Origin of the sequence: Microcoleus asticus IPMA8 (genome assembly GCF_013179805.1) — a bacterium.
GTDB classification, from domain to species: Bacteria; Cyanobacteriota; Cyanobacteriia; order Cyanobacteriales; family Microcoleaceae; genus Microcoleus; species Microcoleus asticus.
This window is the reverse complement of the sequence record NZ_SRRZ01000095.1, coordinates 1-13,220: the sequence shown is the minus strand read 5'-3', so window position 1 is coordinate 13,220 and position 13,220 is coordinate 1. Positions and strand designations below refer to the sequence as shown.

Genomic DNA, 13,220 nt, shown 5'->3' with positions numbered 1-13,220 from the left:
TTTGCTTTTAAATCATGACTTCTACAACTGCAAAATTCATCGTGTCTCAAGTGGGAGAAATTCCCCAATGGCAAGCCGCCACATGGGAAGATTATGTAGCAGCTTGCGAAGATCCTTCTTTGGAGGAAGCGAGAATATTTTTTTATGAAGGATATCTTTGGATAGACATGGGTAATGAAGGGCCTCAGCACGCCAGATTTAACAACCTCTTGACCCTGGTATTTTACGCCTGGTTTGTCAGCAAAGGAGGACAAGCTTTCGATGATTTGGGTGGATGTGTAATTGAGAAGCCAAAGGTGGGAGGAGGTGCGCCCGATCGCATTTTATATGTCGGCGGAGAATTTATCCAGTGGCAAAAAGGGGAACCGCGCCGACTTAATCTAAATAAATCGCGAATTCCTGATTTAGTGATAGAAACTTCCGATACGACTTTGACCAGCGATTTAGATCAAAAGAAGCGCTTGTATGCTGCTTTGGGAATTCCTGAGTATTGGGTAGTAGATATTAAGGGCGAGAGAGTTTTGGCATTTCGCTTGCAGGAAAACGGGAAATATCAGGAATGCGAAATTTCCGGTGCCCTTGAGGGATTGCCAATTGCTTTACTATCAGAGACTTTAAAACTTTTGGGTGAGGGAAATGGGACGGCTGCGATGTGGTTTGCTCAACAAATTGGTAAGTTGTAGAGAGGTTAGCGAAAAGTGCGATCGCCCGCGATTCACAATAATTTTTTCAAGCTCGACTCTAGGTCTGCCACAATCTCTGACAATGTTGATATTTGTGCTAAGCTAATCTACAAAAGATGTCACGATCGTGCAGTAACCTTTCTGTGATTTAAAGGAGCAAGTCAATGAATATTGTCTTAAAGCCGGAATACGAAGAGTTTATTCGAGCGCAAATTCAAAGCGGAAAATATGGCAGCGCTGAAGAACTAATTGGAGAAGCAATCGCACTTTTAAGAGAACGAAAACAACGCATCGAAGAACTCCGCCAGAAAATAGCAGTGGGAACTGCACAAATTACTAAGGGACAAGTGACAGATGGAGAACTTGTGTTTTCCAAAATTCAAGAAAAGATCGATCGAAGAGAACAGTCAGGGGCATGAACAGTTATACATTTTCAGATGAAGCCGTCCGAGACTTGAATGAGATTTGTGAGTACATTGCTGGCAATAGTTCCAGGGCAGCCAGCGAGCTTTTTGATGCAATTCGTCAAAAATGTAAACTTGTCGCCGAATTTCCCAATATGGGCAAACGCTATGAGAGGTTATCCCCCAACTTGCGCGGATTTATTGTTAGGGATTATTTAATTTTTTATTACCCGAGATCGGACGGGATTGATATTGCTCGCGTGCTACGGGGCGATCGAGACTTGGAATTATTGTTTTCAGAGTTAGGGGAAGACTAATTAGCTTTGAATATATCTGAACGAGCGATCGCACTTGGCAAAGCAAAGGGCGATCGCACTCTCCGCCAAAAACGCGATCGCCCTAATTTATCTGCGTTTATCTCCGTCCATCGGCAGACATCTGCGGTTAAAAAAAGATCTATACCCCTTACAATCATAAAAAATATAAAATCTCAAATCATAAAAAAATGCTCCGACTATCCCAAACCCAACTCAAAATCCTCGAAGAATGCCCCCGCAAATTCCAACATAGCTACCTCGAACTACTCGCCACCACCGCCTCCCCAGAACACAAAGAAAAACTCACATGGGGAAGCCACTTTCACCTATTAATGCAGCAGCGAGAACTCGGACTTCCCATTGAATTTATCATCCAACAAGACCCCGAACTGGGACGCTGTGTGGCAGCATTTATCAACACCGCACCTGAACTTTTCGCTAATTCAGAAAATAGCGATCGAATTTTCCGCCAAGCCGAACACCCCCGCACCCTAATTTTCCAAGACTACCTGTTCACCGTTATCTATGACTTGCTAATAGCAGAACCAAACGCCGCCCAAATTCTCGACTGGAAAACCTATCCCCGCCCTCAAAAATCAAAATGGATAGCCGAAAGTTGGCAAACTCGCCTCTATTTATACGTCTTAGTAGAAACCAGCGACTATTCCCCCGAACAAGTTTCCATGACATACTGGTTCGTACAATTGCAAGGAGAAGAACCACCGCAAAAACTCACATTTTATTACAACCAAACAGAACACGATCGCACAAAACAAGATTTAACCAACCTATTGCAGCAGCTAACCGACTGGCGACAGCGCTATACCGATAAAGGTGAATTCTTACCCCAAGTAGAAATTAGTTCCAATCTTTGCGATTCCTGTCAATTTGCCACTCGCTGCAACCGCACACCAGAAATCAAAGCTTCCTCACCAAATCTTCCGGCAGAAACTCCCACAGATTGGCTGCCAAATCTTGCTATAATCGACGAAATATTTATTTAATATATAAACAAGCCCCCCAAATTTTACTCGTTTTACTCGTTACTAGGCTCTGCCTGGTAACGCCAATACGGAGGCTCTGCCTCCAATTTTCCCGATCGTAAGCGAGGCAGAGCCTCTGGAAATGGGTTCCCAGGCAGAGCCGGGGAACCAGTGAGTCGCTTAAGTTTTATTTAACATACAAATAAGCCCCCGGATTGATGTGTGATCACAATCTAAAATCTAAAATCTAAAATCTAAAATCGAATGACAGAAACCCCTCAACACTGGCAAAATCAACTCTTACCCCAACCCCCAGCTTGGCTGATCCAAGCTGTCAGAAACCATGCACCAGAACTCCCCGGAAACTATGCCGCTGCACTTCTCTGGTATAGAGGGATTCAAAACCCGGAACAAATACCCGGTTTCTTAAATCCCAAACTTTACCAACCAGCAAGTCCCTTTGAATTCGGGCTAGAAATGAACTGGGCGATCGCAAGAATCCAGCAAGCAAGAAATAGCGGACAAAAAGTCGCAATTTGGGGAGATTTTGACGCCGACGGCATTACCTCAACTTCCGTACTTTGGGACGGACTGGGAGAATTTTTTGCTCAAAATGACCAACTAACTTATTACATTCCCAACCGCTTAACCGAATCTCACGGACTCAATATTCCGGGAATAGACGCCTTAGCAAAATCGGGAACTAGCTTAATTATTACCTGCGATACAGGCAGTACAAACATCGCCGAAATCGAATATGCCACCAGCTTAAAAATCGATACAATTATCACCGACCATCATACATTACCAGACGATCGCCCACCAACTACAGCCATTATCAATCCCCGCTACTTTCCCCCCAACCACCAACTATTTAACCTTTCAGGAGTGGGAGTAGCTTACAAATTAGTTGAAGCATTATATCACACATTACCGGATATTCCTCAGCGACCGCTCACAGATTTATTAGAATTAGTAGCGATCGGCTTAATTGCCGATTTAGTCCAACTCACAGGAGACTGCCGCTACCTAGCACAACTCGGAATCGAACAACTGCAAAAACAACTCGCAAATCCCACACGCCCGGGAGTTGCAAAATTGCTCGAACTCTGCAAAAGAGCAGGCGATCGCCCAACCGACATTTCCTTCGGGCTCGGCCCCCGAATCAACGCCGTCAGCCGCATTCAAGGCGACGCCAGCTTCTGCGTAGAACTCCTCACCAGCCGCGACAAAAAACGCTGCGAAGAACTAGCAAATTTAACCGAAATTGCCAACTCCCGGCGCAAATCATTACAAAAAGATGTTGCCAAAGATGCCGCAAACAAATTAGCGAAACTCGACCTTTCAACTACTAGCGTCATCGTCCTCAGCGACCCCCAATGGCCCGTAGGTGTATTAGGATTAGTAGCAGGACAAATCGCCCAAGAATACGGGCGCCCCGTGATTTTATTCAGCACAGAAGGAAGCGAAGAAATTAACGAAAATTCCCAGGAAACGCAATTTACATCTTTCTTAGATCCAGAATCACAAAAACTTTCTCCATCCAAAATTGCCAGGGGTTCGGCGCGTTCCGCCAATCAAATCGACCTTTACCAATTAGTCAAAGGCCAAGCGCATTTATTGCACAGATTTGGCGGTCATCCCTTCGCTGCCGGATTAAGTCTCCCCGTTGAAAATATCCCCCTATTTACCGATGGGGTAAATCAGCAACTGCGGCAACAATACAGTACAGATAGTTTAACAGCCGCCCCCGTTCAAGCCGACTTAAAAATTACTGTCTCCGAATTAGGCAAAGACTTATTTCAAGAACTAAAATTGCTCGAACCGTGCGGTATGGGCAACCCCGCCCCCAAATTGCTGATTGAAAACTGCTGGTTTGACAATCTCTGGAATCAAAAAATCAAGGATTTGAAAGGGCAAAAAGTAGAATATATCAAAACAGAATTTACAATTAGGGATGAATCTAGCGATACGGGATTTCCCGGCATTTGGTGGGGACACAATCAAAACGAAGTTCCCCAAGGCCGCTGCGATGTTACGGTTGAACTAGATTTTAATACTTACAAATCGCGGTATGAAGTGCGCCTCGTAGCAGTGCGGGAACGCACGCAAGAAAACCAAATCAATTCCCAGACTAAAATAGATTGGATCGTAGACTGGCGCAATAGAAAGAATGATGAAGAGTTGGTAGCAGCCAGCACAAACTTAGAATCTCCAATGCCGATCGACAATCTAGTTTACAATTCCGAAATGGTCGATCGCGAAAACTCGATCGTCCTCAAAGAATGCCCCGCAAGCTGGGACGAACTGCGGATCTGGTTTCGGCAAGCACAGCACACTCAGAAAAAACTCGCGATCGCCTATACTTTACCTCCACTCGTACCCCCACAGCAAATCTGCCAACAGCTTATCGGCATCGCCAAATACCTCAGCCGCACCAAAAAACCCGTCACCAGACAACAACTCCGCCAAAAACTCGGCATCAGCGACACCTCGCTGCAACTGGGGTTCAAAACCCTAACATATCTCGGTTTCCAAATCAATTATCGCGATCGAGCTTTCCACATCGCGAGACAATCCGAAACCGCACAGCAGCAAGACGCGCTAGATCAAATCCCCCAACCGTTATTAGATAGCCAATCCATCCAATTCTCCGTGCCAAATTCCCCCATCGCCGCCCGTTTTGCAGCGCAATTCCTAGCAGCAGTCTCCGAAGAACAATTCCGGCGGAAGTATTTCTGTGAAGTACCCCTCTCCACCATTCAATCGATCGCCCGAGAGACCGTTTTCCAAGAAGATTCTACAGCAAATCCCTTTTAACTGATATCTAGCACCATTCTTGAGAACAAGTTGGACGGCCTGTTCCACAACAGATGAATTTTCTTGTGGGGTGGACACGCGAGCCCGCCCTGAAAGAATTATAGAGAATGGTAAAACATATGAGTTTTAACTGATATCTGCCACCATTGTTAAGCATAGGCAGGATGCCAGTTCCACTTACGAGATAACTTTTCTTGTGGGGCCCGCACGCTCTTGCCGCCAGTGGGGCGGGCTTTTTGGCCTGTGAAGCGAGACAGGTTTTTGCGGATCTGGTTGGGTCTATTCCTGACACGGATGCAACATCTCAGTTCTAAGAAATATCTTAGTTCTCAATTCATCCCGATAAAATAAGGCATAGGGCCATGAGAGTTATCCGTTGCGAGTCAGGCCCAAAACTCATAACTCCTAACTCACAGGCCAAAACCTAAAACTCCCCACCGCCAAACTCTATAGCCAATCTCCAATTTAAAACCCCTATGCTCCTCTGTCCCCGCTGCCAATTTGAAAATCCCGCTCCAAACAAGTTTTGTCAACAGTGCGGAACTTCCCTAATTTACAAACCTTGCCACGAATGCGGTGCCCAAGTAGCTTTTAGCGCCAAACAATGTCAGAATTGCGGCGTCACAACAGGTCAAGTGTGGCGGGCCATTATCTGCGGTCGATCGAATTTTCCAGCAGTCGAGCTAGACGAGTCAACCCTACCCCCAGCCGAGTTTCCGCAAAAACCAGACATAGTTCCAGAAATCGCATCGCCCCAAAACTCTCCTGAACCCATCACAGACGCGATTAAAACAGACATAACCACCCCAGCCGAACCCCGAACAGCAGTCGCACCAACTTCTCCACAGCCAAGCGACGGCGAATTCAGCAGCCCAGAAATGGACGCTGTGGTAGCCGTGGGGGCGATCGCACCAGCATCCTTTCCAACAACCGAAAAATGCTCTACTACAGCACCAGAGCGCGAAATAACCCCATCCGAGCGCAATCTTACAACAGCACCACAGCCTAAACAAATCCACGAAGCAATAGATAACCCCGACAGCCCAAACATAGCTGACATCTCTCCCCAATCTCCAGAATTCCCCGCCCCCAATTCAGAATATTTAATCCCTTCCCAGCAAGCAGGAGCTTATTTAGACACTCAGCAGCGCTACCAACTCCTAGAAACAGTGCCGCCGAGAAAACTCTCAGACACAGTAGCAGTAACAGTATTGGACTGTCAGCCGCTGGAAATGTCACCCCTCAAAGCCATGCTAGCAGCCAACTCTGCCAGCGTCGCCAGACGAACGTCCCCCTACACCCCAGCAATCGGCGGAGAAAATTCGACAAATACCGCCTTAGCAGAGCTTTGCCAAGGCATAGCTGAACCTTATCTGGCACTCCGGTGGCAATTCTCTCAAAACCTGCCAGTCATTCACGATAGCTGGTCAGACAACGAACAGGCTGTGCTGCTGCTAGAAGACTGCTCTCAATGGCCTCTGCTGGTAGAACGGTGGAATCAACCCGAAACTTCCACCCAGCAAATTTTATACTGGCTGCACGAAATGACAGAACTGTGGGCTGCCCTAGAACCCTGGCGCTGTCGGCAAAGCTTGTTGGAACTGACAAATTTACGAGTCAACCCCGACTCTTCCTTTTCCTTGGCTTCTTTGCGGCTGCAATACCTCTATCCCGAACTCGCCGGCTCAAACCTGCAACTGGTAGATTTGGGGCAACTGTGGCAGGTAATATTTAGCCAGTCCGATCGCACTCAGTGTGGCGCATTGCTCGAACTGCTGCAACAAATGTACAGAGGCGAGATTAACACAATCGAAGAATTGCGATCGCGCTTAGAAACAGTTCCCCTCGAACTCCAATCCCCACCTTCACCAAGCTCAACCCCGACACGCAGGCATTACCGCAGCCTCGACGATTCCTCCCCCGACGTTGGCGAGGTCTTAACCCAGCCCATGCCACTCCAGATTTACAGCTTAGAAGACGCAGGCCTCACCGATGTGGGCCGCACGCGCGACCACAACGAAGACTTCTTCAGCATTTGGACTCAGCTCAACAAACTCGAAAGCTCCTTCGGTCGCATCTTTCAAACCAAAGGGCTTTACATTCTCTGCGACGGCATGGGCGGACACGACAGCGGAGAAATAGCCAGTCAACTAGCCGCTGAAACCCTCAGAGAATTCTTTCAAAGCACTTGGGAAAATCAACTTCCTCCGGCAGACACCATTCGCGAGGGAGTGCTGCTAGCCAATAAAGCCATCTTTGAAATCAATCAAAAGGACGGACGCTCCGGCAGCGCCCGCATGGGTACAACTCTAGTAGCAGTCTTAGTTCAAGACACCCAATTCGCCGTTGCCCACGTCGGCGACAGCCGCCTCTACCGACTGAGAAAGGGACAGACCCTAGAAAAAATCACCTCAGACCACGAAGTAGGGCAGCGCGAAATTAAGCGCGGGGTTGACCCGGAAACTGCTTACGCCCGTCCCGACGCCTATCAACTAACTCAAGCCATCGGCCCGCGAGACAGTAATTTTATCAAGCCTGAGGTGCAGTTTTTAGACTTGTGCGAAGATACCTTATTAATTTTGGCTTCCGACGGCCTGACAGATAATGATTTGTTGGAAACTCACTGGCAGAACACTCTCGAACCCCTCTTCAATCCCCAAGCCGATCTCGACCAGGGAGTTGCCGAGTTGATTGAACTCGGCAACAAACGCAACGGTCACGACAATATCACGGCAATTATCATTCGGGCGCAGGTAGGCGCATTTCGATTTTAGACTTTCGATGCTGCCAACTTTTTCAAAGGCGCCGCCTTTCCCTCGCGACTGCCTGGGTTAAACCTGCAATTGTTGCAGAGAAAAGATACAGCTTCGGCTGTTTCCGGGCAAGGCTTTACTGCTCGCTCTACTATTAGGAATCCGGTGTTGAAATAGCTTCTGTTTGATTGCTCAAAAACTGATTGCAGTCCCCATACGATTGCAGAAAAGCTGTTGAGGGTACACCATTTATCAGTAGCTTGAATTTTGATAGTCTGTTCAGGGAATCTGGGGAAAAAACAGGCTTGATAGTGAGTGAATTCATCCTAGCTGAAAGAGCGTTTACCTACAGAAAGAGTTAGTCTAATCAACAAAAAATAAACTAAAATGAAGTGAGGCAGCAGGGGGGCTGATGCGAAATCTATTTTATACCCGATCGCTCTCGGGGCAATGTGGCTTAGGCGGGAATTGCCCGCCCTACATAAAGATGTGGGGCGTAAATCACAACCTGCTGCTACAGCCAATTTACCTAAAAGTTTAGCGATTGTTTACCTACTTTTTGTAGTTTCAAGTGTTAAATCGATCGAGTATGTTTTGAGGAGCGATCGACCTCTCAAAAATTTTACAGATAATTGTTCCCAAAAAACTATTGATAAATTAATTGTTTATGGAATCTGTAATCATAATCAGGATATTATAAAGTTTTCGTGAAACTAACCTGTGCAGCTCATAAGTAATTTTTAATTCCTAATTTTTCAAAGCCCTAGGCTCCAAATCTATAAATTCCCGCCAACTCTCACTGCCAAATCAGGGAGTTCAACCACATCAATCGAAAATGCTGCTGACTCTTTTAGATCCAGAAAAACAGACCCCCCTGCAACAGTGGAGTTTCCAGAGCGAATCCATTATTCGCATCGGCCGCTCTCCAGAAAATCACGTTGTGATCCCCAATGCTCTAGTGTCGCGGCAGCATCTCGAATTGCAAAGAGTTAATAGCGGCACGTCCAGTCAGTGGTACTTAGTCAATTCCGGGACAAATGGCACTTTGGTTAACGGTATTCTCATGTCTCAGGGTTGGATATCCGACGGTGCCCTGATCCAGTTGGCGCGGGGCGGCCCAATTCTGTATTTCCAAGTTATTACTATTGAAGTCGGCGGCCAAATTGAGGCGAAGCCCACCGTCAATCTCGCCGCCCCGAGGTGTACCCACGGGGGAAACCCGCCGGGGAATTTATTCTGCATCCACTGCGGGGAACCGATAAAAGTCGATCGCACAGTCCGTCACTACCAAGTGTTGAGAACTTTGGGCCAAGGCGGTATGGGGACAACGACTTTAGCCTGGGATCGAGAGAAAGCCAAAGCTCAACAACCCGGAAGTGCCCCCGCAGCATCTCTGGTAGTTCTCAAGGAAATGAATGCTGATATGGCTCAAATCGCCAAAGCTCAAGAACTGTTTGAACGTGAAGCTAAAACTCTCAAGGCCCTCCACCACCCGGGAATTCCTCAGTTTTTTGACTTTTTTGTGGAAGGGGGCAAAAAATACTTGGTGATGGAAATGCTCCACGGCGAGGATTTAGAAAAACGCATCTACAACCGCGGACCTGTTGCTCCCCAACAAGCAATAGAGTGGATGATCCAAACCTGTGAAGTTTTGGACTACATTCACTCTCAAAAACCCCCGATCGTCCACCGGGATATTAAACCTGCTAATTTGCTGGTGCGCCACCGCGACAATTGCATTACACTGCTGGATTTTGGCGCCGTTAAAGAAATCGGCACTCCTCCGGGCACTCGTATCGGGGTTGAAGGCTACACCGCACCAGAACAAGACCGGGGACAGCCTCTACCTCAGTCGGATTTATATGCTATTGGGCCTACTTTGATTTTTTTGCTGACGGCCCAAAGCCCTCAAAACTTTTACGGGAAAATAGCTGGAGGTTACGGGTTTAAGCTCGAAAATATTCCGACCATCGCCCCCAAACTGCGAGAAACCATTTTGCGAACCACGGCAACTAAGCCTGGGGATCGCTTTCAAACTGCTCAACAATTAGCTCGAGCTTTAGCCGCTTCCCTTTAATAGAAGTCAGAAGTTAGAAGTCAAAAGTCAAAGGTCAGAAGCCATTAGGAAGAGGGAAGAGGGAAGAAGCTAGCAACGGAAATTTATGAAAGAAACTTTACCCAATCGCCTCGGAATTTCTCTCCGACAGCCCAGTCCTCCGTCTCCTCTGTTATTCCTCGTCCCAAGCTTCTACAGCTATCAACTCGCTCACGGGGTCTTGCATAGAAAAATCAAACTCTAGCAATTGCTGTTTCCAGTACGGCCATTCGTCGCCGTAAAGCAGAGCAATTTTCCAAATGCTGTCTGTCGGCTTGATAATGTCAGACGTGACGAGAGAATGCACCTGACGCTGGAACTTAACCATCGGCTGTATAACCTGCTGGCTCATAATACCTCTTGAATTGTTTAAATCTTGTGTAATTACCACTTCCCAGCTCTCACTTTTTACCGCAGTTTCGCCAAGAACAGTCTCGCCAAGATACGTGTAGATTTTTGTCGGGAAGCTACATATTCAACTTGTATCTTAACACTGTTCGTTTTGACAAGGGGCTATAAGCAGGACTGAAGAGTCAAGACCGACTTCAAAGAATTAATCATCTTTAAAATGTCCCGCTATATGCTGTCGATCGGCGGTCGGAGGTTTGCCACCTCGATTGTTTGCACGCAAGTGGCAGATGCAAGGGCTGCGTTCGGCTTGTTTTTAACAAGACACAGGAAAGCGAGAAACTGCAACTACTGCTCGAACGCTTGCGAAAGCCTAATTTCAGATTTGGGGCAGCTCTACCGTACCTGTTCCACCTTTAACGCTCGGTTTGGTGTGAGAGTGGGGTCTGATCTGCATAAACTAATTATAACTCTACTGACCGCAAACGCGGTCAAAATTTGTTGGATACTGTTGATCGGAATGCCCGTCAGGTCGATCGAACATTCTAGGCTGCCCCACGCGGCCCTGCAGGCAAGTTCCAAAACCCATCGTCCGTCTTGATTCAGTAAATCTAAAATCTAAAATCTAAAATCTAAAATCTAAAATTGTATGACTTGGACAAGGCGACACATTCTCACTCTGGCTGATTTTACCTCCGACGAATACGATACGGTGCTGCAAACAGCAGCCAGTTTTCGGGAGGTGCTCGGCCGCCGCACGAAGAAAGTGCCGGCCCTGCAGGGTCAAGTGGTCGCGAATTTGTTTTTTGAACCTTCTACCCGGACTCGCAATAGTTTTGAGTTGGCAGCGAAGCGTCTGTCGGCGGATACGCTAAATTTTACCCCGGGAAGTTCTTCTCTGACGAAAGGAGAGACTATTCTGGATACGGCTAAGACTTATCTGGCGATGGGAACGGATTTGATGGTGATCCGGCACGAACAAGCTGGAGTTCCCAGCACGATTGCTTCGGAAATGGATCGCTTGGGTTCGAGAGTCAGCGTTCTCAATGCTGGAGACGGTCAGCACGAACACCCGTCGCAAGGTTTGCTAGACTTATTTACTATCTGTTGTCTGTTAGATACCGAAAGTCCGCGGCTGGAACTTTTAGCGGGCAAAAAAATTGCTGTGGTGGGGGATATCTTGCATTCGCGGGTGGCTAGGTCTAATATTTGGAGTCTCACGGCTTCTGGGGCAGAGGTTCATTTGGCAGGCCCGCCGACTTTGCTGCCGATGTTGTTTGCTGAGTGTGGCGATGGTAGGGAAGGCAAGTTATTTTTGCACTGGCATCTTGAACCTGCTTTGACCGATGCTGATTTTGTGATGACTTTGCGGCTGCAAAAGGAACGGATGAGCGAGCATTTGCTGCCGAGCTTACGAGAATATCATTCTTTGTACGGGATTACGCGCGATCGGCTGAAACTCTGCAAGCCGGATGTGAAGGTGTTGCACCCGGGCCCGGTTAACCGCGGCGTGGAAATTAGTTCGGATTTGATGGACGATGCCCAGTTTAGCCTGATTTCTCAGCAAGTTACCAGCGGCGTGGCGGTGCGGATGGCATTACTTTATCTGATCGGCGGCGGTAAAGTTTAGGCTGTTAGTTGTTAGTCATGAATTTCGGATATTCGATTATTTTCAGGTATCGATCGCATATTTAAAATAATCGTTACCCAGTATGGCCGGGTAACGATTAAAACTCTTTCTAGAAATGTAAAGTGATCTAGTTAAGAGTTAGGAGAGCCAGGACGCAGACACCCAGCCACCACCTTTCAGTTGGGCCCAGCCGTTTTTGTAACGACCGGTCAATTTAATGTGGTCTCCATAATATAACTTGCCGATTACATGAGAACAGCTATCGGGGCGGTTGCGGATATTCAGTCGGCCGCCATTCGTGACAACTTTGGCGTAGCTGTGATGGCCGTGATGGCTTTTCTTGCCGCAGCGGGAGTAGCAAGCTGCCTGGGCTTCGCCACCGACACTGAGAACAGATAGGGCTACTGCCATACCTGCAACGCCTATCCATGCAGAATTAGGAATTTTCAAGCCCAGCTCGTCTAAGGACTTGACTTGAAGTTCGGACTCTGGAGATTCATAAGCAACAAAAGAGTGGCTCAATGCTAGTGCTTCCATAGTTTCCTCGTGATTGTTGTTAACATTTGTTGGTGCAGACTCAGGTCGAAACCTCAATTAACAGCCCAAACCATTAACTTCTGTTTCATAAAAGGCGCATCAGGGCGTTACGGTCTTGCTGTTCCCGAGTATCCGCGAATTTGCCTGAACCCTGCACAGGTATATCATGTCATCTAAGTAGCTTTCCGGAACAAAAAAATAAATAAAGTTTACATCTGCTGCTAAAGATTTGCGCGACGCGGATAAGTAAGAGGGCAGAATTAAACTTAACTGTGTCATTCAAAAGGGCAAGAAGCTATGGATTGGGGTTTGAAATTGCTTGTACTGAGTTCCCACTGACACTACTTATTGTTGTGCTTATTTATTGAGTTGCTACAGCAATATCGGCAGTTAATTAGATAAAAGAAGCATCCTACTCGTCTTCAAGCACGGTATTAGTTTGGTTCGGGCGAGTTACATTGTAGCCGATCGCACTGGTGCAAAAGTTCGGGGTGATGGCGTAGCACCCTCGCCCGTGCTACGAGATTTGCCTCAAGATTAGCCACTCCGTCTCCCTTACAACTGGAGTTTAGACTAAAAGCGATATGAGAGAACGCAAATCAAATGGAATTAGAGATTAAAAATATTATCTTTTCAGCCTCAAAGCATCC

The 13,220-nt window shown here is 47.2% G+C and carries 11 protein-coding genes; 8 read left to right on the top strand and 3 right to left on the bottom strand.

The window, feature by feature from the left end; all coding sequences use genetic code 11:
- Nucleotides 1–14 precede the first annotated feature (14 nt).
- From E5S67_RS22360 to E5S67_RS22350, 3 genes are all read left to right on the top strand, one after another.
- A complete protein-coding gene (locus E5S67_RS22360) occupies nt 15–683 on the top strand; it encodes a Uma2 family endonuclease (RefSeq protein WP_172190575.1) in 669 nt (222 codons plus the stop codon).
- Nucleotides 684–847: 164 nt separating this feature from the next.
- The gene (locus E5S67_RS22355) at nt 848–1,102 is read left to right on the top strand and encodes a type II toxin-antitoxin system ParD family antitoxin (protein WP_172190574.1); all 255 of its coding nucleotides are present in this window, start codon (nt 848–850) and stop codon (nt 1,100–1,102) included.
- Nucleotides 1,099–1,404: a type II toxin-antitoxin system RelE/ParE family toxin gene (locus tag E5S67_RS22350; RefSeq protein ID WP_172190573.1), complete on the top strand. Its 306-nt coding sequence runs from the start codon at nt 1,099–1,101 to the stop codon at nt 1,402–1,404. Before E5S67_RS22355 ends, E5S67_RS22350 begins: the two co-directional genes overlap by 4 nt.
- Here E5S67_RS22350 and E5S67_RS22345 read toward each other — a convergent pair.
- Nucleotides 1,401–1,562, bottom strand: coding sequence for a hypothetical protein (locus tag E5S67_RS22345; protein WP_172190572.1), 162 nt, complete (start codon nt 1,560–1,562; stop codon nt 1,401–1,403). The genes E5S67_RS22350 and E5S67_RS22345 overlap by 4 nt on opposite strands.
- Before the next feature lie 30 nt (nt 1,563–1,592).
- On the opposite strand from E5S67_RS22345, the gene E5S67_RS22340 reads away from it, so the two are divergent.
- From E5S67_RS22340 to E5S67_RS22325, 4 genes are all read left to right on the top strand, one after another.
- Nucleotides 1,593–2,408: a PD-(D/E)XK nuclease family protein gene (locus E5S67_RS22340; RefSeq protein ID WP_172190571.1), complete on the top strand. Its 816-nt coding sequence runs from the start codon at nt 1,593–1,595 to the stop codon at nt 2,406–2,408.
- Nucleotides 2,409–2,651: 243 nt separating this feature from the next.
- Nucleotides 2,652–5,207 (top strand): single-stranded-DNA-specific exonuclease RecJ, encoded by a 2,556-nt coding sequence (locus tag E5S67_RS22335; protein ID WP_172190570.1) that lies wholly within the window; start codon nt 2,652–2,654, stop codon nt 5,205–5,207.
- Between the two features lie 476 nt (nt 5,208–5,683).
- Nucleotides 5,684–7,981, top strand: coding sequence for a serine/threonine phosphatase (locus E5S67_RS22330; RefSeq protein WP_246276925.1), 2,298 nt, complete (start codon nt 5,684–5,686; stop codon nt 7,979–7,981).
- Nucleotides 7,982–8,795: 814 nt separating this feature from the next.
- Entirely contained in the window at nt 8,796–10,037 is a 1,242-nt protein-coding gene (locus E5S67_RS22325; protein ID WP_172190569.1) for a protein kinase domain-containing protein, read from the top strand.
- Between the two features lie 151 nt (nt 10,038–10,188).
- On the opposite strand, the gene E5S67_RS22320 is transcribed toward E5S67_RS22325, so the two are convergent.
- Entirely contained in the window at nt 10,189–10,407 is a 219-nt protein-coding gene (locus tag E5S67_RS22320) for a DUF4327 family protein (protein ID WP_006631282.1), read from the bottom strand.
- A 645-nt stretch (nt 10,408–11,052) separates the two neighbouring features.
- Here E5S67_RS22320 and E5S67_RS22315 point away from each other — a divergent pair.
- Complete coding sequence (locus E5S67_RS22315) at nt 11,053–12,033, top strand: aspartate carbamoyltransferase catalytic subunit (RefSeq protein ID WP_172190568.1); 981 nt, start codon at nt 11,053–11,055, stop codon at nt 12,031–12,033.
- A gap of 138 nt (nt 12,034–12,171) precedes the next feature.
- Here the strand turns inward: E5S67_RS22315 and E5S67_RS22310 are convergent, their stop codons facing one another.
- Nucleotides 12,172–12,570, bottom strand: coding sequence for an SH3 domain-containing protein (locus tag E5S67_RS22310; RefSeq protein ID WP_172190567.1), 399 nt, complete (start codon nt 12,568–12,570; stop codon nt 12,172–12,174).
- Nucleotides 12,571–13,220: the final 650 nt, after the last annotated feature.